The sequence below is a fragment of the Micromonospora sp. NPDC005087 genome, assembly GCF_042872965.1.
In the GTDB taxonomy this organism is placed as follows: Bacteria; Actinomycetota; Actinomycetes; order Mycobacteriales; family Micromonosporaceae; genus Micromonospora.
In genome coordinates this window covers 605,185-626,157 of sequence record NZ_JBIALB010000003.1, presented here as the reverse complement: position 1 = coordinate 626,157, position 20,973 = coordinate 605,185, and the positions used below count along the sequence as shown (strand labels likewise).

At 72.9% G+C, this 20,973-nt stretch carries 17 protein-coding genes; 4 read left to right on the top strand and 13 right to left on the bottom strand.

Annotated elements, in window-relative coordinates:
- Window positions 1-741: 741 nt before the first annotated feature.
- The 4 genes from uvrC to rsgA all read right to left on the bottom strand — a co-directional run bounded on the left by uvrC (window position 742) and on the right by rsgA (window position 7,710).
- Window positions 742-2,742, bottom strand: a complete 2,001-nt coding sequence (gene uvrC / locus ACFYPS_RS11060) for an excinuclease ABC subunit UvrC (RefSeq protein ID WP_354964889.1) — start codon at window positions 2,740-2,742, stop codon at window positions 742-744.
- Window positions 2,743-2,887: 145 nt separating this feature from the next.
- The gene (locus ACFYPS_RS11055; protein WP_354964890.1) at window positions 2,888-3,370 is read right to left on the bottom strand and encodes a Rieske (2Fe-2S) protein; all 483 of its coding nucleotides are present in this window, start codon (window positions 3,368-3,370) and stop codon (window positions 2,888-2,890) included.
- Window positions 3,371-3,526: 156 nt separating this feature from the next.
- Entirely contained in the window at window positions 3,527-6,472 is a 2,946-nt protein-coding gene (gene uvrA, locus ACFYPS_RS11050; protein WP_387323957.1) for an excinuclease ABC subunit UvrA, read from the bottom strand.
- A 167-nt stretch (window positions 6,473-6,639) separates the two neighbouring features.
- Window positions 6,640-7,710 (bottom strand): ribosome small subunit-dependent GTPase A, encoded by a 1,071-nt coding sequence (rsgA, locus tag ACFYPS_RS11045; protein WP_354964892.1) that lies wholly within the window; start codon window positions 7,708-7,710, stop codon window positions 6,640-6,642.
- Window positions 7,711-7,888: 178 nt separating this feature from the next.
- Here rsgA and ACFYPS_RS11040 point away from each other — a divergent pair, with 178 nt between their 5' ends.
- On the top strand, window positions 7,889-8,605 hold the full coding sequence (locus ACFYPS_RS11040; RefSeq protein ID WP_387323953.1) for a maleylpyruvate isomerase family mycothiol-dependent enzyme: 717 nt from the start codon (window positions 7,889-7,891) through the stop codon (window positions 8,603-8,605).
- A 7-nt stretch (window positions 8,606-8,612) separates the two neighbouring features.
- Window positions 8,613-9,266, top strand: coding sequence for an MBL fold metallo-hydrolase (locus ACFYPS_RS11035; protein WP_354964894.1), 654 nt, complete (start codon window positions 8,613-8,615; stop codon window positions 9,264-9,266).
- Between the two features lie 88 nt (window positions 9,267-9,354).
- Here ACFYPS_RS11035 and ACFYPS_RS11030 read toward each other — a convergent pair whose 3' ends face one another.
- A complete protein-coding gene (locus ACFYPS_RS11030) occupies window positions 9,355-9,975 on the bottom strand; it encodes a VTT domain-containing protein (RefSeq protein ID WP_354964895.1) in 621 nt (206 codons plus the stop codon).
- Window positions 9,976-10,077: 102 nt separating this feature from the next.
- Window positions 10,078-10,761: a class I SAM-dependent methyltransferase gene (locus tag ACFYPS_RS11025; protein ID WP_387323949.1), complete on the bottom strand. Its 684-nt coding sequence runs from the start codon at window positions 10,759-10,761 to the stop codon at window positions 10,078-10,080.
- A 193-nt stretch (window positions 10,762-10,954) separates the two neighbouring features.
- Here ACFYPS_RS11025 and ACFYPS_RS11020 point away from each other — a divergent pair, with 193 nt between their 5' ends.
- A complete protein-coding gene (locus ACFYPS_RS11020; RefSeq protein WP_007462771.1) occupies window positions 10,955-11,158 on the top strand; it encodes a cold-shock protein in 204 nt (67 codons plus the stop codon).
- Between the two features lie 48 nt (window positions 11,159-11,206).
- Here the strand turns inward: ACFYPS_RS11020 and ACFYPS_RS11015 are convergent, their stop codons facing one another.
- The 5 genes from ACFYPS_RS11015 to ACFYPS_RS10995 all read right to left on the bottom strand — a co-directional run bounded on the left by ACFYPS_RS11015 (window position 11,207) and on the right by ACFYPS_RS10995 (window position 16,363).
- On the bottom strand, window positions 11,207-12,481 hold the full coding sequence (locus ACFYPS_RS11015; RefSeq protein ID WP_354964897.1) for an MFS transporter: 1,275 nt from the start codon (window positions 12,479-12,481) through the stop codon (window positions 11,207-11,209).
- A gap of 2 nt (window positions 12,482-12,483) precedes the next feature.
- Complete coding sequence (locus tag ACFYPS_RS11010; protein ID WP_387323946.1) at window positions 12,484-13,059, bottom strand: ArsR/SmtB family transcription factor; 576 nt, start codon at window positions 13,057-13,059, stop codon at window positions 12,484-12,486.
- A gap of 87 nt (window positions 13,060-13,146) precedes the next feature.
- Window positions 13,147-13,992, bottom strand: coding sequence for a hypothetical protein (locus ACFYPS_RS11005; protein WP_354964899.1), 846 nt, complete (start codon window positions 13,990-13,992; stop codon window positions 13,147-13,149).
- 172 nt (window positions 13,993-14,164) lie between these two features.
- Window positions 14,165-15,844: a CocE/NonD family hydrolase gene (locus ACFYPS_RS11000; protein ID WP_387323943.1), complete on the bottom strand. Its 1,680-nt coding sequence runs from the start codon at window positions 15,842-15,844 to the stop codon at window positions 14,165-14,167.
- 3 nt (window positions 15,845-15,847) lie between these two features.
- Entirely contained in the window at window positions 15,848-16,363 is a 516-nt protein-coding gene (locus tag ACFYPS_RS10995; protein ID WP_354965115.1) for a MarR family transcriptional regulator, read from the bottom strand.
- Window positions 16,364-16,488: 125 nt separating this feature from the next.
- On the opposite strand from ACFYPS_RS10995, the gene ACFYPS_RS10990 reads away from it, so the two are divergent.
- A complete protein-coding gene (locus ACFYPS_RS10990; RefSeq protein ID WP_354964901.1) occupies window positions 16,489-18,615 on the top strand; it encodes an efflux RND transporter permease subunit in 2,127 nt (708 codons plus the stop codon).
- Window positions 18,616-18,628: 13 nt separating this feature from the next.
- Here ACFYPS_RS10990 and ACFYPS_RS10985 read toward each other — a convergent pair whose 3' ends face one another.
- A complete protein-coding gene (locus tag ACFYPS_RS10985; protein ID WP_354964902.1) occupies window positions 18,629-19,519 on the bottom strand; it encodes a transglycosylase SLT domain-containing protein in 891 nt (296 codons plus the stop codon).
- Window positions 19,520-19,552: 33 nt separating this feature from the next.
- Window positions 19,553-20,971: a DedA family protein gene (locus tag ACFYPS_RS10980; protein ID WP_354964903.1), complete on the bottom strand. Its 1,419-nt coding sequence runs from the start codon at window positions 20,969-20,971 to the stop codon at window positions 19,553-19,555.
- Between the last annotated feature and the right edge of the window lie 2 nt (window positions 20,972-20,973).

Sequence of the window (20,973 nt, the reverse complement as noted above, 5' to 3'; positions counted from 1 at the left end):
GGGGGATGTAACCGTGGCGGCCTGGCGGGTGTTCCCGGCGGCCTGCGGCTACCGGGCCCGGGGGCCGCGGTGATCTGCCAGGTATAACCACCCCGACCGGCCCCCGATTCCAACACACGGGTGCCCCCGACCACAGGACGCCCACGGCAAAACCGGACACCCACCCCAGCCGCGCCGATCACGAACCGGACATTAGACCCTCGGGGGTCTCACCCCGGCCGGGCCCACGGTCCGCGCGATCCCCGGGGCACTGCCGCCTGCCAACCCGTCGAGGCCACAACCTTTCCGAGATCGCGGACTCGACCACCCCGGCCAGGCACACGAACCGTGCCAGGGGCAGGCGGGCGCCAAGCGAGGGGGCAGGCCCGCCGGGCGGGCCGGACAGTCGGCATCGAGCCCGATACCTGTGAGGCATAAGTATGACTCTGAGGTATCACGCTCTTTGGCCGGTGTGGCTCTCGGGCACCTCGGCGACCTCCTCCGGGGGTGCCGGTGGGTGCGGATGCCGCCCGCGCCGCCCGTCCCGGTCACCGGCAGGGTGATCGACTCGATTTCACTGACATCGGGGTATCCCCGATGCCGAGACACCGCGATATCAAGGAGACGGAGTCGATCAAATGGCCTCAACCCGCTGTGGCGGTCGGACGGCGACCAGGTCGTCGCCAGCCCACGGTCTGGCGGCGACGCGCCCCACATCTGGGGCAGCTCGACAGGGAGCGCCGGGAGGTGCGACCGGCCGGCTCACGAACTCGGGGTGGCCTCGGCCCCCTCGTCGGCCCTCGTGGTTCCCTTGGTGAGGGCGGCCAGGATCGACTCGGCCGTGCGCCGGCCCACCCCGGGCACCTCGGTGATCTCCTCGACGGTGGCGGCGGAGAGCCGCTTGAGCGAGCCGAAATGCCTCATCAGCGCCTTGCGCCGCACCTCGCCCAGGCCGGGCACATTGTCCAGCGCCGACTCGGTCATCCGCTTGGAGCGGCGCTGCCGGTGGAAGGTGATGGCGAACCGGTGCGCCTCGTCGCGAACCCGTTGCAGCAGGTAGAGCCCTTCCGAGGTGCGCGGCAGGATGACCGGGAACTCGTCGTCGGGGAGCCAGACCTCCTCCAGCCGCTTGGCCAGCCCGCACAGGGCCACGTCGTCAATGCCGAGTTCGGCAAGGGCCTGGGCGGCCGCGGCGACCTGCGGCGCGCCGCCGTCGACGACCACCAGCTGCGGCGGGTACGCGAACTTGCGCGGCCGGCCGGTGGTCGGGTCGACCAGGACGCCGACCTGCGGCTCGTCGATTTCACCAAGGCCACCCGGGGCGGCGGGATCGTCGGCCGGCTCGACCCCCGCCTCGCCCGTCTCCGCCCGCGCGTCAAGGTAGCGGGCAAAGCGGCGGCGCAGCACCTCGGACATCGCGGAGAGGTCGTCGGTCGCGCCCCGCACGATGAACCGCCGGTACTCACTCTTGCGGGGCAGCCCGTCCTCGAAGACCACCATGCTGGCCACCACATCGGTGCCCTGGATCTGCGAGATGTCGAAGCACTCGATGCGCAGAGGCGAGGTGCGCATGTCCAGCGCCTCGCTGATCTCGTCCAGCGCCTTGCCCCGGGTGGTCAGGTCACCCGACCGCTTGAGCTTGTGCCGGGCAAGCGCGTCCTTGGCGTTGCGCTCCACCGTCTCCATCAGTGAGCGCTTGTCGCCACGCTGCGGCACCCGCAGCGAGACGCGGCTGCCACGGTGGGTGGAGAGCCAGTCGGCCAGCGCGTCCGCGTCCGCGGGCAGCTCGGGCACCAGCAGCTCGCGGGGCACGTCGGCCTCGCCGTGCTCGCCGCCGTACACCTGGGTGCAGAAGTGGTGCACCAGGTCGCCGGTGGTCAGCTCCTCGGTCTTCTCCACCACCCAACCGCGCTGGCCCCGGACCCGGCCGTCGCGGACATGGAAGACCTGCACGGCCGCCTCGAGGGGGTCGTCGGCGAACGCGACCACGTCGGCGTCGGTGCCGTCGCCCAACACCACGGTCTGCTTCTCCATCGCCCGGCGCAGGGCGGCCACGTCGTCGCGCAGCCGGGCGGCCCGCTCGAACTCCAGCTGCTCGCTCGCCTCGGTCATCTCGCGTTCGATCTTGCGGACCATGGTGTCGGTGCGCCCGGCCATGAAGTCGCAGAAGCCGTCGACGATGGCCCGGTGCTCGTCGGCGGAGACGCTGCCGACGCAGGGCGCCGAGCACTTGCCGATGTAGCCGAGCAGGCAGGGCCGGCCGACCTGGCCGGCCCGCTTGAACACCCCGGCGGAGCACGTCCGGGCCGGGAACACCCGTAGCAGCAGGTCGAGGGTCTCCCGGATCGCCCAGGCGTGCGAGTACGGCCCGAAGTAGCGCACGCCCTTGCGCTTGGCGCCGCGCATCACCTGGAGCCGCGGGTATTCCTCATCGAGGGTGACGGCCAGATAGGGGTACGACTTGTCGTCGCGGTAGCGGACGTTGAACCGGGGGTCGTACTGCTTGATCCAGGTGAACTCCTGCTGGAGCGCCTCGACCTCGGTGCCGACGGTGATCCAGTCCACCGACTCGGCGGTGGTGACCATCTGCCGGGTGCGCTCGTGCAGGTTCCAGATGTCGCCGAAGTAGGAGTTGAGCCGGCTGCGCAGGTTCTTCGCCTTGCCGACGTAGATCACCCGACCGGTGCCGTCGCGGAAGCGGTAGACCCCCGGGGACTCCGGGATGGTGCCGGGTGCGGGACGGTAGGTCGAGGGGTCAGCCACGCCAGCAAGCCTAGTCCGCGGCACCGACACGCCGCCGAAAGCGCTAGATCGACTCGGGCTCCGCGGAAGTCGGGGCATCGGCGGGTGCCGGACACCCCGACTTCCCGAAAGGCGAGTCGATCAAGCGTCGGTCGGGGCGCGGATGTCAGGCCAGCGAGATCTGGTCGCCGGTGACCTTGATGTCCTTCGCCGGCAACGGCCGGGTGGCCGGACCGGCCTTCACCGAGCCGTCCTCGATCGAGAACTTGCTGCCGTGGCAGGTGCAGTTGATGGTGCCGCCGTCGACGTTCGTCACCGGGCAGTTCTGGTGCGTGCAGATCGGGCTGAAGCCCTTGAACTGGCCGGCGGTGGGCTGGGTGATGACCACGCCCTCGGCGGCGAGGACCTTGCCGCCGCCGACCGGGATGTCGGCGGTGGTGGCCAGCGACTGGGCGCCCTGCCGATCGCCGCCGCCGGCGTCACCGGTGCTGGGCACCGCCGGGCCGCCGCTGGTCGGGGCGGCTCCGCCGCCGGTGTCGTCACTGCCGCAGGCAGCCAGGACGACGGCCGCGCCCACCGCCCCGACGCCGGTGAGCAGAGCCCGACGGGTCTGCGTACCCGGACCGGTCAGCGCCTGATCGTCACTCATGCCTCGCCTCTCTCTCGGCTGCTGCGCCGGTCCCGATCTCCCGGCCACACAGGTCAACACGGGCAACTGTGCCGGATGGTTCACGGTGACACGGCCTCGACCCAGGAAATGGGAACGCCGGCGATGCCCGATGGGCACCGCCGGCGTCGGGTCGACTCAGCGCGCGGCGGCGGTCGCCTTACGCGGGGCCCGGGTCTTGGCGGTGCCGTTGGCCTTGGCGGCCCGGGTGGTGGCGGCCGCCGCGCCCTTGGCCTCGCCGTCGAGCTTGAGCACCTGACGCAGGAACTGGCCGGTGTGGCTCTCGGGCACCTCGGCGACCTCCTCCGGGGTGCCGGTGGCGAGCACGCTGCCGCCCCGGTGCCCGCCCTCCGGGCCCATGTCGATCAGCCAGTCGGCCGTCTTGATCACGTCGAGGTTGTGCTCGATGATGATCACCGTGTTGCCCTTGTCGACCAGCCCTTCCAGCACCATCAGCAGCTTGCGGATGTCCTCGAAGTGCAGGCCGGTGGTCGGCTCGTCGAGCACGTAGACCGTCCGCCCCGTGGAGCGCTTCTGCAGCTCGGAGGCGAGCTTGACCCGCTGGGCCTCGCCACCGGAGAGGGTCGGCGCGGGCTGGCCGAGGCGGACGTAACCGAGGCCCACGTCGACCAGCGTCTTGAGGTGACGGTGGATGGCCGGGATGGCGGAGAAGAACTCCGCGGCCTCCTCGATCGGCATCTCCAGCACGTCCGAGACGGTCTTGCCCTTGTAGTGCACCTCGAGGGTCTCCCGGTTGTACCGGGCGCCCTTGCAGACCTCGCAGGGGACGTACACGTCGGGCAGGAAGTTCATCTCGATCTTGATGGTGCCGTCGCCGGAGCACGCCTCGCAGCGCCCGCCCTTGACGTTGAACGAGAACCGGCCCGGACCGTAGCCGCGCACCTTGGCTTCCGTGGTCTCGGCGAAGAGCTTGCGGACGTGGTCCCAGACCCCGGTGTAGGTGGCCGGGTTGGAGCGCGGCGTCCGGCCGATCGGCGACTGGTCCACGCCGACGACCTTGTCCACGTGCTCCAGGCCGCCGACCCGGGTGTGCCGGCCGGGCACCAGCCGGGCGCCGTTGATCTGGTTGGCGAGCACCGCGTACAGGATGTCGTTGACCAGCGTCGACTTGCCCGAGCCGCTGACCCCGGTGACCGCGATCAGCTGGCCCAGCGGGAAGGAGACGGTCAGGTTGCGCAGGTTGTGCTCGCGCGCGCCGTGCACCACCAGCTCCCGGTCCCGGTCCTGCGGACGGCGCTTCGTCGGTGTCGGGATCGACCGGCGGCCGGACAGGTACGCCCCGGTGACCGAGTCCGGGTTCTCCAGCAGCGCCGGCACCGAACCGCTGTGCACGATCTTGCCGCCGTGCTCACCGGCGCCGGGCCCGATGTCGACGATCCAGTCCGCGGTGCGGATGGTGTCCTCGTCGTGCTCCACCACGATCAGCGTGTTGCCCAGGCCACGCAGCCGGATCAGGGTCTCGATCAGCCGGTGGTTGTCGCGCTGGTGCAGCCCGATCGACGGCTCGTCGAGCACGTACAGCACGCCCACGAGCCCGGAGCCGATCTGGGTGGCCAGCCGGATGCGCTGCGCCTCGCCGCCCGAGAGGGTGCCGGCCGGCCGGTCCAGGGAGAGGTAGTCCAGGCCGACGTCGAGCAGGAACCGCAGCCGGGCGTTGATCTCCTTGAGCACCCGCTCGGCGATCATCTTCTGCCGGTCGGTGAGCTCGATGCCCACGAGCAGGTCGGCGCACTCCCCCACGGACAGGTTGCACACCTCGGCGATGCTCTTGCCGGCCAGCGTGACCGCGAGCACCTCGGGCTTGAGCCGGGCGCCGCCGCACGCCGCGCACGGCACATCGCGCATGTAGCCCTCGTACTTGTCGCGGGACCACTCGGACTCGGTGTCGGAGTGCCGGCGCTCGATCCACTGCACCACGCCTTCGAAGCCGGTGTAGTAGGAGCGCTCGCGGCCGTACTTGTTGCGGTAGCGCACGTGCACCTGGTCGTCGGAGCCGTGCAGGATCGTCTTCTGCGCCCGCGCCGGCAGCGCCCGCCACGGGGTGTCGACGTCGAAGTGCTGGGCCTCGCCGAGCGCCTCCAGCAGGCGCAGGAAGTATTCCAGGTTGTGGCCGGTGGACCAGGGCTGGATGGCGCCCTCGCGCAGGGTGCGCTCCGGGTCGGGCACCAGCAGCTCCGGGTCGACCTCCTTCTTGGTGCCCAGGCCGGTGCACTCCGGGCAGGCGCCGTACGGCGCGTTGAAGGAGAAGACCCGGGGCTCGAGGTCCTCGATGGCGAGCGGGTGGTCGTTGGGGCAGGCCAGGTGCTCGGAGTAGCGACGCTCCCGGTCCGGGTCGTCCTCGGGCAGGTCGACGAAGTCGAGCAGCACCAGGCCGCTGGAGAGGCCCAGGGCGGCCTCGATCGAGTCGGTCAGCCGCTGCTTGGCGCTCGGCTTGACGGTGAGCCGGTCGATCACCACCTCGATGGTGTGCTTCTCCTGCTTCTTGAGCTTCGGCGGCTCGGTCAGCGGGTGCACCACGCCGTCGACGCGGGCCCGGGCGTAGCCCTTGGCCTGCAGCTCGGCGAAGAGGTCGACGTACTCGCCCTTGCGGCCGCGGATGACCGGGGCGAGCACCATGAACTTGGTGCCCTCGGCCATGGCGAGGACCCGGTCGACGATCTGCTGCGGGCTCTGGCGGGAGATCCGCTCGCCGCAGACCGGGCAGTGCGGCTCGCCGATGCGGGCGTACAGCAGCCGCAGGTAGTCGTAGACCTCGGTGATGGTGCCGACGGTCGAGCGCGGGTTGCGCGAGGTCGACTTCTGGTCGATCGAGACGGCGGGGCTCAACCCCTCGATGAAGTCGACGTCGGGCTTGTCCATCTGGCCGAGGAACTGCCGGGCGTACGACGAGAGCGACTCGACGTAGCGCCGCTGCCCCTCGGCGAAGATCGTGTCGAAGGCCAGGCTCGACTTGCCCGACCCGGACAGCCCGGTGAACACGATGAGTGCGTCCCGGGGCAGGTCGAGACTGACGTCACGCAGGTTGTGCTCGCGCGCGCCACGGATGATCAGTCGGTCGGCCACGGTCCGTGTACTCCCGGGTGAAGACGAAGTGAAGGATGTGTCCCGCTCTGGCATGTTCTGAGCGGTCGTGCGGGCGCGGAAAAGACGCCTCGGCAACTCTAGCCCCGAGGTATGACAGTTTCCCCCGCCCGCACATTCCCCCAGCTCAGCCCGGTCGGCCGGGCCGGTCAGTAGCCCCCGGGCGACGGCGGTCGGGCCGCCCGGCGCCGGCCGGAACGCCACCCGCCACGCCGCTCCGCGGCCAGCCGCGCCTCGCGCCGCCGGCTCTCCTGGGCCACCTCCCCCTGCAGCCGCCGCCAGCTCTCCCAGCGGCGGGTGGAGAGTTCCCCGGTGTGCAGCGCGTCGCGGACCGCGCAGGCGGGCTCGCCGTCGTGCCCGCAGTCGGCGTACCGGCAACCCTCGGCCAGCCCGGCGATGTCGGCGAACGCCCGGTCGAGCCCGGCCGCACCGTCCAGCAGGCCGACCGCCCGCACGCCAGGCGTGTCGATCACCGCGCCGCCGCCGGGGATCGGCACCAGTGCCCGCCAGGTGGTGGTGTGCCGGCCCTTGCCGTCGACCCGCCGGATCGCCTGGGTCGGCATCAGCACCGCGCCGGCCAGCGCGTTGACCAGGCTCGACTTGCCGGCGCCAGAGGGCCCGAGCAGGCCGAGCGTGCGGCCCGGCGCCACCTCGGCGCGCAGTGGTTCCAGGCCCAGGCCACCCTCGGCGCTGACCGGCAGCACCGGCACACCGGGGGCGACCGCGGCCAGCTGGCGGGCCAGCGCGTCCGGGTCGGCCGCGAGGTCGGCCTTGGTCAGCACGACCAGCGGCCGGGCACCGGACTCGTGGGCCAGGGAGAGCAACCGCTCGATCCGACCGACGTCCGGCTCCGGGTGCACCGGCTCCACCACGGCGGCGGCGTCGAGGTTGGCGGCCAGCACCTGGCCGCTGGCGTCCTTGCCCGCGGTACGGCGGATCAGCGCGGCCCGCCGGGGCAGCACCGCCTCCACGGTGGTGCGGCGGTCCGGCCAGTGCGCGAGCAGCACCCAGTCGCCCGCACAGGGCAGCGCGGAGGGGTCCCGAACGGCGCCGGCCAGCACCGCCCCACCCAGACTGGCCCGCACCGGGCCGGCCTCGGTGAGCACGGTGCAGACCCCCCGGTCCACCCGGGCCACGCGGCCCGGGTGCTGATCGCCGCGTCGCCCGGCGTACGCCGCCCGCTCGGCGTCCCAGCCGAGGGCGGTCAGATCGATCGTCATGGCATCCTCATCGGTGTCGAAGCTGGTGATGGCGGAACACTCGTGCCACGTCCGGCATGGTCATCACCTCCGTCCGACGTCCCGGTGCCGCGTATGCCGCTGACGGTAGGGCGCGCGCCGACGCGCCGAAAGCGATTTCCCCGGCGACGCCGCGACGGCGGACCGCTAGGGTCGACGCGTGACCACCGATCCGCTGCTGCTGATGGGCGAGGTGGACGACGCCACGAGTCGACTCCTGCGTACCGCGGCCTCCTTCGACGGCGCGGGCCTAGCGGCCGCGTCGCTACTGCCGGGCTGGACGCGCGGCCACGTGCTGGCGCACCTGGCGCGCAACGCCGACGGCTTCGTCAACCTGCTCACCGCGGCCCGCACCGGCGAGCCGCTGCCGATGTACGCCTCGCCGGAGGCCCGCACGATGGACATCGAGGCCGGCGCGGGCCGCCCACCGATCGAGCATCTGGACGACCTGCGGCGTACCGCGGACCGATTCACCGAGGCGGTCGCGGCCATGCCGGTCGAGGCGTGGGCGGCGACGGTGCAGACCCGCCGTGGCCCATGGCCCGCGGCGCTGCTCGTCTGGGGCCGGTTGCGCGAGATCGAGGTGCACCACCTCGACCTGGCCGCCGACTACCGGCCCGCCGACTGGTCGGAGGCGTTCGCCCACCGGCTGCTGCACGAGGTGGCCGCGCACCACGGCGACCGGCCGGCGCCGCCGTCGATGGTGCTGCGCTTCGACGGCAGCCGACACGAACTGGTGATCGGGGAACGCGCGGGCGCACCGATCATCGCCGGTCCCGCCCCCGACCTCGCCGCCTGGCTGATCGGCCGTGACGGCGGCGGCGCGCTCGCCGTCACTCCCGACGGCCCCCTGCCCACTCCACCGGAATGGATATAGACACCTCATGACCTACAGCGGAGACGTCACCCCCGGCGAGGCGCCGGCGGTGCGGGAGCTGAGCGGGCTCACCATCAGCAAGTTGTCGGTGGGCCCGATGGACAACAACGCCTACCTGCTGCGCTGCACGGCCACCGGCGAGCAGGTGCTGATCGACGCCGCCAACGAGGCGCCCCGCCTGCTGGACCTGATCGGCGACGGTGGGCTGACCGCCGTGGTGATCACCCACCAGCACATGGACCACTGGGTGGCGCTGGAGGAGGTGGTCGCCAAGACCGGCGCCCGCCCGCTGGTGCACGCCGACGACGCGGCCGGGCTGCCGATCGAGGCGGAGCGGCTCGCGGACGGCGACACCGTGCCGGTCGGCGACTGCGCGCTGGAGGTCATCCACATCAAGGGGCACACCCCGGGCTCGATCGCGCTGCTCTACAGCGACCCGGCCGGCACCCCGCACCTCTTCACCGGTGACAGCCTTTTTCCCGGCGGCGTGGGCAACACGGACAAGGACCCGGCGCGCTTCGCCGCGCTGATCGACGACGTCGAGCACAAGCTGTTCGACCGGCTCCCGGACGAGACCTGGTTCTATCCCGGTCACGGCAAGGACAGCACGCTCGGCGCGGAACGACCGGCCCTGCCGCAGTGGCGTGCCCGCGGCTGGTGACCCGCGCGGGGCCGGCCCCCCGGCCGGCCCCGCACCACCTACCCGACCGCGTGGGCGCACCCCCGCACCCACCGCCGGGCCGAACCGGTCAGGGCGTCGGAGCCCCGGTCACCGCACGCAGCCGGCGCCGGGTGCCCAGCAGCACCACGGCGGCCAGCACCAGCCCGACACCCATGGTGACCAGCAGCGGGCTGGCCTCTCCCGGAAGCAACCCGGCCAGTGAGCGGGACGCCGTGCCCAGCGCGAGGTAGAGACCGGCCCAGGCCGCCGCGCCGAGCGCCGCGCAGCCGAGGAACCGCCGGTACGACATCCGCAGCCCACCGGCGGCCAGCGGCAGCAGCGCGTTGAACACCGGCAGGAATGGCGCGACGACCACCATCCGGCCCCCACCTCGACGCAGCAGCCCCTCCGCCGCCGTCCATCGCGCCTCGCCGATCCAGTCGCCGATCCGACTGCGCCGCAGCCGCTCCCCGTACCGACGGCCGACCAGGAAGCTCAACGACCAACCGGCCAGGCAGCCGACCAGCACGGCGGTGAAGGTGGCGAGCCCGGTGGCCGGGCGGCCCACCCCGACCGCGGCCAGGATCGCCACGTCGCCGGGGACCAGAACCCCCAGCAGCGGTACGGCGTCGAAGAGCATGACCAGCCCGAGCGTGCCCATCAGCAGCAGGATGGGTAGTTCCCCGACCTGAGCCAGCCATTGCGTCATGCCCCGTACGCTATGGCCGCGGCACCACCGTGGACATCCGGTCGCATCCCCCACCGACCCCTGGTATCCGCCTCGGGGTCGCCCCTGAGACGGTCCCCGGCCTCAGGCGGGTCGCAGCACCTGCACCCGGCGCAGCGACGAGTCGACCGAGGGTTCGGTGGTGGGCACCGGATAGTCGGCCAGCACCATCAACCGGTCCGCCGGCAGGTGCCCCCGGCCGGGATCGCCCACCAGCACCTCGGCGCCGCCAGCGGCGGCCCGCTGGAGGAACGGCAGCATCCGGTCGGCCATCGCCCTGCTGTAGAACACGTCGCCGGCGAGGACCAGGTCCGCCTCCGCGTCGACGCTGTCGAGCAGATCATCGCCCGTGGCGTCGACGGCGACCCGGTTGGCTCGCGCGTTGACGGTGACGGCGGCGACGGCGTACGGGTCGATGTCGTTCGCGACCACCGTCGACGCGCCGGCCAGCGCGGCGGCGATGGCCACCAGCCCCGATCCGGCTGCGAGGTCGAGCACCCGCTGGCCGGCGACCAGCTCCGGATGGTCCAGCAGGTGACGGGCGAGAGCCTGCCCCCCGGCCCAGGCGGAGGCCCAGTACGGCGGCGGCAGGGCGTGCCCGACGGCCGCCTCCATCCGGGCCCACCAGACGATCGCGTCCTCGGCCAGGTGCAGCCGCACCTCCGGCACGAACGGGGTGGGTACGAGTCGGAGCCGGTCCAGGCCGGCGCCGGGCGCGTCGATCTCGCGCTCCAGCTCGGACAGCGCGGCGGCTGCGGCACCCCTCATCGGCGCTAGCATGCCGCAGCGGGGGGCTGCCGGGGCGGGTTTCACGTGCCGGCGCGCAGAGTTCACCCGACTTCACTCGAAGACCTACGGCACTTCGGCCGGCGGATCGGCGTTTCGCCCGTTACTGTCGGACAGGTACGGGCGATCATCGGCCACAGGTCGAGGGTCAGCCGCTTTGAACAGGGAGAGATGCATGGCAACCGGCACGGTTAAGTGGTTCAACTCGGAAAAGGGCTTCGGTTTCATCGAGCAGGACGGTGGAGGGCCGGACGTGTTCGTCCACTACTCCGCCATTGCCTCGAGCGGCTACCGGGAGCTCAACGAGGGCCAGAAGGTCGAGTTCGAGGTGACCCAGGGGCAGAAGGGTCCGCAGGCGGACAACGTCCGCCCGATGTAGCTCCGTGCCGGTGACGGCGGCCGGTCTCCGGCCGCCGTCGCAGCGCACTCAAGACGCCGCCGGAGCGGCGGGCAGGTCCCGCCGCCTCCGGAGCGGCCCGATCAACAGAATCAACGGGGTGAGCGCCAACCAGGCGGTCATCACTCCGATCGCGGTCGCGACTCCGTAGCGCGCACCGAGGGCACCGGCCAGCACGGCCGCCAGCGGGATGGTGCCGTAGTTGAGCAGTTGCATGCTCACCGTCACCCGGCCGAGCAGGTGGTGCGGGGTGTACGTCTGCCGGAAGCTGCCCTTGAGCACGTTGCCGATCGCCACTCCGAGGCCGATCAGGATCCCGCCGAGGGCCGGCCAGATCAGTCCCACACCGGGCGTGGCCAGCGGGATGAGCAGGGCGGGCGGCCCGGTGAGGGCCGCACCGAGCAGCATGGCGCGCGCGGTGCCGCAGCGCCGGGCCAGCGCGGTGGCCAGCAGCGCGCCGATGATCCCCCCGGCGCTCATCACCGCGACCAGGACGCCCACCAGGCCGGGCGCGAGCCGTAGCTCGCGGACCAGGAACACCACAAGGACGGCCTGGTAGCCGATCAGCCCGATGTTGCTGGCGGCGCCGAAGAGCGTGAGCACCCGCAGGTACGGGTCACGGACGACGAAGCGCAGTCCCTCGGCGATGTCCCGGCGCAGCGACGGGGACCGGTCGGTCCGCGGGGTACGGGGTTCGGCGGTGCGGATCCGCAGCAGGCAGGCCGCGGAGAGCAGGAACGTGGCCGCGTCCAGCACCAGCGCGGCGACCGCCCCGGTGAGCTGGGCGATGAGGCCGGCGAGGCCGGGCCCGACGACGTAGCTCACGGTCTGGGTGGCCTGCAGCTTCGCGTTGCCCTCGGGCAGTTGCTCGGGGCGGAGCAGCACCGGCAGGTACACCTGGTCGGCGGTCTCGAAGAAGACCCGCGCGGTGCCGGCCCCGAGCGCGACCAGCAGCAGGTGCCAGACGGTGAGCCGGTCCAGTGCGGCGGCCAGCGGAACGGTGAGGAAGGCCACCGCGCAGAGCAGGTCGCAGGCGACCATCACCGGCCGGCGCGGCAGCCGGTCGACCCACGCGCCGGCCGGCAGGCCGATCAGCAGCCACGGCAGCCAGGCCGCGGCGGTGAGCACCGCCACCTGGAAGGTGCCGGCGTCGAGCACGGCCACCGCGACCAGTGGCAGCGCGACAGTGGTGACGTTGCTGCCGACGCTGCTGATCGCCTGGCCGGCCCAGAGCAGCCGGAAGTCCCGGTGCCGCAGCAGCCCGCCGGTCTCCCGGACCGGGCTCGGATCGGTGTGCGTGGCCACGGTCACGGACGGGCCGGGACGCCGTGGGCGAACACGAAGACCGGCTGGCGCTCGCGCCCGTCGTCGGGCGCCTTCCGGTCGGCCCAGCGGGCCAGCAGGTCGATCACCTCGCGGTTCAACTCGGCCAGTTCGTCGGGTGTGAGATGCAGCCAGCGGTCGGTGGAGAACGGCGCGTCGTTCCATGCTGCCTGCGCCGGCTCGTCGGCGGCGTGCCACGCCCGGGCCAGGGCGACGTGCCGGTCCAGGTTGAGTGAGGTGGCGGCGTCGGCGACCGCGCGGGCGGCCGGGTCGGCGTCGAAGTCGGTGTTGGACCAGCGCACCGACCGGGTGGCCAGCCGCCACCACCGCTCGCGCCGGTCCCGGGCGAGCTCGGGCGCCTCGGCGACCAGTTCACCGGCGGCGAGCACCTTGAGGTGGTGGCTGACGTTCGCTGGCGCCTGGTCGGTGTGCTCGGCGAGCATGCCGACGGTCGAGGGGCCGTGCACCTTGAGCACGTCCATCAGTCGGCGGCGCAGCGGGTGGGCCATGGCGGCCAGCACCCGTGAGTTGGTGACCTGACGTACGTCGGGGTTCTCCATGCCGCCCAACCTGCCATCCGCAACAGTGGTTGCGCAACACCTATTACGTAACCACTGTTGTGGAACAGGGGCGGTCGGCCCGGAGGCTCAGGCGACCAGCCGGCGGGCCAACTCGTCGGCGACCTGCTTGGCCACGCTGGGCGGGATGGCCGCGGCGATCTTCTCCGGGGTCAGCCCGGCCAGCACGCCCTGGATGATCGCGGGCTCGTCGGTGAAGTCCCGCCCGGCGAGCGCCTGCAACTGGGCGGGCAACCCGTTCAGCACGATGGCGTGCGCGGACGTCTTCCCGCCGTGGTCGGCGGGTAGGAACTCCCACGGCGCCCGCCGCAGGACCTCGCGGATGACCGGGTCGCTGGTGACGCCCTTCCGCAGCGCGGCGATGATTTCGGCTTCGGTCATGTCGTTCTCCTCCAGGAGTCCGATGGAGCTGAGATAGCGGCGGAACATCGGCCGCTGGTCGCGGCCCGCCTTGATGGCGTCACGAAAGAAGCTGAAGTGGCTGTGCCAGCGGTGCGAGCTGTCGCCGCTGCTGCGCTTGCCCAGCCGGTCCCACCGCCGCACCGTGCTTCCGTCGGGGCTGTAGATGATCTCGCGGATGTCCCGGGTGTCGGCCGCGTTCGCGACGCACTGCCCGACGCACCAGAGCGAGAAGCTGGGCAGCGTGTGCGTTCGGCCACCGGCACGGACCTCGAAGCCGCCGACGTCCAACGCGGCCGCGTCCAGGGTCAGGCCGGCCCGGTCCCGAGGTGACTCCACCACCGAGTAGTCGTTGGTGACCACCCGGTCCGATCCACAGTGGTAGCCGCCGCGGTGCGCCGGATCGCCGACGATGCCGACCTCCGCCGGCTCCAGATCGTCCGGCCCGGGGGCGTTGTCGAGGTGGGTCAGCAGCAGGGTGCGCACGGCCAACAGGTTCGCCGGGGCCCGGGTCATTTGGTCCCCCTTCCGATGAGCGGGGGCCGGGCACGACGTCACACCGCGTACGCGGTGCGGGGCTACGGACGAGCCCGGCCTACTCGTGCACAGCGCCGGGCGTTGACCAAACGATAGCCCGCATCAACCGCAAAAGCCCAGCTCAGAGGCGATCTGCTCACCTTGGAGATCGTTAGGAGCCAGAGTGGACGATCGGTAGACGCAGCGCCGAGGGGTACCCGGGGTCGTGCAGAACCTGCCGCCATCCGGCACGCAGAGTCACCGCCGTACCGAGTGGTTCGCAGGTGCCCGGGTTGCGCGCCCAGCGGGGATGGGCGCCACCGGCGACCTGCAACCGCAGCCGGTGCCCGGCGGCGAACCGGTACGCCGTCGGCCAGAGCGGCACCGCGACCCGGCGCACCCCGGACGGGTCGGCCGGGAAGCGCCCGGGTGCCACCCGGACCAGACCGTCGCACACGTTCCACGAACGACCACGACGGTCCACGTCACACAGTCGGACGAAGACGTCCAGGTACGCGAGTTCACTGCGGACGTGGATCTCGGCCCGCACCGGGCCGATCACCTCGATCGGCCCGCTCAGCGCGGCGCTGGTGTACGTCAGCACGTCGGGGCGGGCCTCGACGCTCCGGTTGTCCACCGGGCCGGCCCGCTGCGCCACCAGCAGTGGCCCGCCGAGCGACGGGGTGGGGTCGGCCGGGTCGTACCGGAACTCGTCCGCCGGCGAGGGGACCGGCGGGCGCACCGCCAGCTCGCCACCGGGGTGCAGGTGCCAGGCGGTGTCGACGGCCGGCGGCGGCCAGTCCGGCAGGTCCCGCCAGCCACCGCCGGCGCCCCCCACGGACAGCCGCACCGGGACCGGCGTGGACCGCCCGGCGCGGCGAGGCCGCTCGCCCGCCGGAGCCAGCCCGGTCAGGTGCTCGTCGAGCCAGGCCAACCCCTCCCGCAGGGCGGCCACGAACAGGCCGGGGCTGCCGTGCGTCCAGGGGCCGATCACCAGGCGCGGACGGGCACCGTCGGCGCGCAGGGTGGCGTAGTCGTCGAGCTGAGCGGGCAGGAAGATGTCGTGCCAGCCACTGACCATGATCACCGGCGCCCGCACCCGGGCCACCCGGTCGGCGAAGACCCGGGTCCGCCAGTACTCGGCGTCCGGGGTGTGGTGGCGCAGCCACTCCTGGAAGAACGGGATCGTCACACCGGTGGCCACCAGGTCCGCCCCGGCCAGTGGCAGGTGCTCCAGCGCGGCGGCCAACCGGGGCTGCCCGCGCTTGAGCTCCCGCTGCCGGGCCAGCCACGGCACGGTCTGCGCGTGCAGCAGCTCCGCCCAGGTCAGCACGGTGTCCAGGGCGAACGACTCCCCCGCGTACGTCGAGTCCCGGGTCGCCGAGGCGGTCACCACGGCGACCATCGCGCGCAGCTCGTCGCCGGCGTCGGCGGCCAGCGCCCACTGCGCGAAGCCCTGGTAGCTGACCCCGAACATGCCGAGCGCCCCGGACCACCAGGGCTGGCGCCGCAGCCAGTCCAGGGTGTCCACTCCGTCGTCCCGCTCGTGCACCAGCGGAGCGAACGTCCCGCCGGAGCCGCCGGTGCCCCGGCAGGACTGGATCACGGCGTGCCGCCCGCGGGCGGCGAGCAGCCGGCCGAGCAGCCGCAGCGGTCCACCCCGCCCGTACGGGGTGCGGATCAGGACGGTGGGCGCGTCCCGGACGCCCGGGGCGTAGTGGTCGGTGCGCAGCACCACGCCGTCGCGGACCCGGACCGGGATGTCGCGGGTGACCCGCACCGGGCCGGGGCGGGTCGTCGCGGGAAGCCGCAGCGCGGCACCGGCGAGGCGGGCGAGGAGCCGGTCCGGCACCGGTCAGCCTGTCGGGCGGCGGGTCGGCTCGGGCCGGGCGGCGCGCACGGCGTCGCGGTGCGCTCGCAGCGAGTCGCTCATCCGCGCCATGAACCGGTGCACCACCTCCAGCTCGTCCTCGTCGAACTCGGCCATCACCGAGTCGGTGCGGGCGCCCAGCGGCTGGAAGAACTCCATGGCCAGCGCGGCCCCCTGGTCGGCGTAGTGCAGCAGCACCTTGCGCCGGTCGACGGTGTCCCGGTCCCGGCGGATGTGGCCGGCTCGTTCCAGCCGGTCGATCAGGGCGGTGACCGAGCCGGAGGAGAGGTTGAGCTGCTCACCGAGGCGGCCGGGGGTGATCGGGTCGCCGAGGATCTCGGCGTCCATCACCGCGAGCAGCGCGTTCAGGTCGGTCGGGTTGAGCCCGTGCAGGTTGGCGAAGGCGTGGCCGACCTGCTGGGCGTCCGCCGCGTACCGCCGCAGGTTGTTGGTGATCTCCGCGACCAGCTGCTCCCGGCGCGTGTCGCGCCGCCGGTACATGCCGTGAGTCACCACGTCGCGCCGCTTCTTCCCGTCGTCGGTCCCTCGGGTTGCAGCATAGAACAGCCGTCGATAATCTCGGTAATCAAGATACTCTCCGATCGAGATGCTCCGAGGTCACCCTGATGTCTGCCTTCACCAGAGTCGCCCGCGGCCGTTTGGCCGCCTGGCTCACCGTGGCCGCCGCGATCGTCGTCGGCGCGGCCGTCTTCGGGCTGCCCCAGCCGGACAACCCGGCGCCGGTCTCCGCCACCGGCCTGTCCGCGCAGTGGCAGTCGACTCAGGTGCAGCGCTTGCAGGACCAGCTGCCCGCCAGCGAGGTCCAGCCGGCCATCGTGGTGGTCAGCCGCGGTGACGGCGGCGCGCTGAGCGAAGCCGACCGGGCCGCCGTCGCCGGCCGCTCCGCAGACCTGGGCCGCTTCGCGGTGGGCGGGCGGGTCAGCCCCCCGCAGCTCTCCCCGGACGGGACGGTTGCGCTGGTCGCCGTGCCGCTCAGCACCGTCGGCGGACAGGACGAGGTCACCGAGACGATCGCCCAGCTCCGCGCCGCGCTGACCAACCTGCCCGACGGGCTCGCCGTCGAGGTCACCGGCGCACCCGCCTTCACCGCCGATCTCGCCTCGGTCTTCGAGGGCGCCGACGTCACCCTGCTCGCGGTGACCGCCGCCGTGGTCGCGCTGCTGCTGCTGATCACCTACCGCAGCCCGTTCCTGTGGATCGTGCCGCTGGTCGTCGTCGCGGCGACCGAGCAGCTCACCCTGCGCGCGGTGGACACGATCGTGCCGGCCGTCGGCATCAACCTCCAGCAGGGCCAGGTCACCGGCATCGCCAGCGTGCTGGTCTTCGGCGCCGCCACCGACTACGCGCTGCTGCTCATCGCCCGCTACCGGGAGGAGCTGCGCCGCGAGGAGGACCGGTACGCGGCGATGCGCGCCGCGCTGCGCCGTACGGCCGAGCCCATCCTGGCCAGCGGCGGCACGGTGGTGCTCGGCGTCCTCACCCTGCTCCTCAGCGAGCAGGAGACCAACCGGGCACTGGCCGTGGCCTGCGCCACCGGGGTGGTTTTCGCGGTGCTCTCGGCGCTGTTCGTGCTCCCCGCCGTGCTGGTGCTCTTCGGCCGCGGCCTGTTCTGGCCGTTCGTACCCCGGGTCGGCGGCGCGATCCGCGAGGGCCGGCTCTGGGGCCGGCTCGGCGCCGCCGTGCAACGCCGTCCGGTACCGGTCGCGGTGCTGGCCACGCTGCTGCTCGCCGCCCTGGCGCTGGGCGGGCTCGGGATCCGCACCGGCCTGTCCGAGACCGAGCAGTTCCGGGCCCAGCCCGAGGCGGTGACCGGCGCGCAGACCCTGGCCCGGGCCTTCCCCGCCGGGACCACGCAGCCGGTCGCCGTGCTCACCACCCCGGCGGCGGTGCGGACGGTCACCGACGTCGCCGCCGCCGTTCCCGGGGTCGCCTCGGCCCGCCCCGGGGAGGCGGGCCAGGGCATCGCACAGGTCGACGTGGTGCTGGAGGCCGAACCGGGGACGACCGCGTCCGACCGCACGATCGAGGCGCTGCGCGACGCGGTCGCCGCGGTCCCCGACTCCGCTCCGCCCGCGGTCGACGGCGCCGACGCGCCGTCCGGGGCGATCGTCGGCGGCACGGTGGCCGGCACCTACGACTCGGAGGAGGCCAACGACCGGGATCTGCGGCTGATCCTGCCGATCATCCTGTTGCTGGTCGGCGCGGTGCTCGTCCTGCTGCTGCGGGGTCTGGTCGCGCCGGTGCTGCTGGTGCTCACCGTGATCGCGTCGTTCTTCGCCAGCCTCGGTGCGGCGTGGCTGCTCTTCGACCACGTGCTGGGTTTCCCGGCACTGGACAGCGGTGTGCTGCTGCTCGCCTTCGTGTTCCTGGTGGCGCTGGGTGTGGACTACAACATCTTCCTGGTCACCCGTGCCCGCGAGGACGCCCGCAGCGCCGGCACCCGGGAGGGGATGCTCTCCGCGCTCCGGGTCACCGGCGGCGTGATCACGAGCGCCGGCGTGCTGCTCGCCGCGGTCTTCGCCGTGCTCGGGGTGCTGCCCCTGATCACGCTGACCCAGATCGGCATCATCGTGTCCATCGGCGTCCTGCTGGACACATTGCTGGTCCGCACGGTCCTGGTGCCGGCGCTGGCGTTCATGCTCGGCGACCGCTTCTGGTGGCCCGGCCGGATAGCCCGCGAGAGCGCGGCGGACACGCCCGTGCCGCCCGAGCCGGTGGCCGCCCGCGGCTGACCGATCGGCTCGCTCAGTACCCCAGGCAGACGCATTCGGTCATCAGCGCGCGCACGTTGCGCACGTAGGACGGGTTGGGGATGGCCAGCGGCTCCCCCTCCTGCGCCACCGCCCCGTGCCCGAAGTTGTACGCGGCGATCACCGCGTTGAGCAGGCAGGAGTTCAGCTCGGAGGTGCACAGGCCGGCGTCGAGCCGGAAGTCGGACTCGAAGTACATGTCGCCGATGTACTTGGTCAGCCAGGCCAGGTAGTTGGCGCCCAGGAACGCGTTGTCCCGGTAGTCGTCGATCTTGTAGCTCTGCTCGAACCGCTGGTTCATCCAGGTCGCGGTGCCCGGCATCACCTGCATCAGCCCGACGCCGCCATCGCAGGCATAGATGTTGGACTGCCAACCGCTCTCCTGCCAGGCGGTGGCCTTGACCAGGTCGAGTGGGATCTTGATGTCCGGTGCGGAGGTCGGCCAGTAGACGCGGGCGGCCGCGTCGGCCAGCGCCGCCTTCGTCTCGGCCCGGGTCGCCTGGGTGCCCTTGTAGCTGGGCTTACAGGAGGTCGGTGCCGGCTTCGGGGGCGCCGGCGGGACCTTGGTCTCGGTGGGCGGCTTCGCCACCGGGCGCGGCTTCGTCGCCGGGCCGGACGGTCGGGTCGGCTTCTTCGTCGGCTTCGGGGTCGGGGTCGGGGTCGCGCTGCGACTCGGCGCGGCACCCATCGCCGCCACCCCGCTCGCCGACGGGCTCGGCTCTGCGGCGGCCTCGTCGACCGGGGCGTCCGTCGGCGCATCGGTGACCGCGACCGGCTCGGCCTGGCCCTGCGGGCGCTCACCGCGGTCGGCGCAGCCGACCATCGTGCCCGTCAGCAGAAGCCCGGCGAGCACCACGGCACCCACCCGACCGGTCCGTCCACGCATGCCGTTCCTCCCCCGTGTGACCGTCGCCGCACCCTAGCAAGGTTCGACCGGGCGGCGAGGCCCCTGCGAGCGCGGCAGGACCGGGTCCTCCGGCTGCTCCCGCTCCCCCATCGCGCGGTCCCGGGTGGCCCAGGCGACCATGAACACGACCGTCCAGAGCACCCCGAGCAGCACGGCCGCCGCGGTCCCGCTCGCCGTGTCCAACCCGAGGTAGAGCCGGGCGCCGCCGACCCCGAGCACCCCTGCCGCGGCGGCCGTCCAGGCGGCCACCGCCACCGGCCAGCGGGCGCCCCGGGACACCAGCCAGGCCAGGGTGCAGAAGCTCGCCGCGACCACCGCGTTCTGCGTCGGGAACGGGACCCCCTCGCCGCCGCCCGGCCCCGCTCCCGGCGACCCGGTCAGCTCGGCCACCACGGCCAGCACCAGCAGCGGCACGAACGCGCCCACCGTGCCGACCACGCTGAGCAGGTCCGCCCGCCACGGCCGATTCCGCCAGGCCAGCACCGCGGCCACCAGGGCCACCAGAACGATCAGCACCCACCCCCGCACCACCGACACCAGTGCCAGGGTGGCATCGGCGGCGTCCGGGGTCCGCCGGGCGGCGAACCAGCCCCCGATCGCCCCGTCCAGCGCGGACAGCCCGCTGTTGCGCACCACCACGGCGAGCAGGCCGGCGATGGCGAGCCCGGCGGCGAAGAGCAGCAACAGCCCGGCGGCGAGGTTGAGCAGCAGCGTCCACGCCGGCCCGATCCGTATCGCCACCAGGAAGAACAGCACCCCGTAGCGGGCGCTGAGCCAGCGCACCGGCGGAAGCGCGCCGGCCCGCGAGAGCAGAGCCCGGACCGGGTCGGGGTTACGGCCCAACCACCGGCCGGTGAGCACCACCCCCAGCAGGCCGGCCAGCAGCACCAGCGCCGCCCCGGTGGCCCGGCCGAGCAGCCGGGAGACCGTGTCGTACGACTCACCGGCGACGTGACCGAGCAGCACCGAACCGCCCACCCAGGTCACCACGCCGGCCAGGTTCCACGGCGCGAACCGCCGGTACGGCATGCCGGCCGCGCCGGCCAGCCGGGGCACCAGAGTGCGGGCGAAGGCCACCCAGCGCGCGGCGAACACACCCCGCCCGCCCAGCCGGGCAAGCATCGCGTCGGCCCGACCCCACCGCTCGGGCCCGACCCGGTGGCCCAGCCGGGTACGCAGCCGCGAGCCGTACCGCCGCCCGGCGCGGAACGCCAGGGCGTCACCGGCGACCGCGGCGACGATCATCGCCAGCAACGACGGGCCCAGCCGCAAGGTACCGTTGTAGGTGAGGAAGCCGACGAGCAGCAGGGTAGCCTCACCCGGCACGAGCAGGCCGAAGATCACCGCGGTCTCGCCCGCCACAATCAGCGCGGCGACCAGGTAGATCCACAGGGTGGGCAGACCCTGCACCAAGGTCAGCAGGTCATGCACTC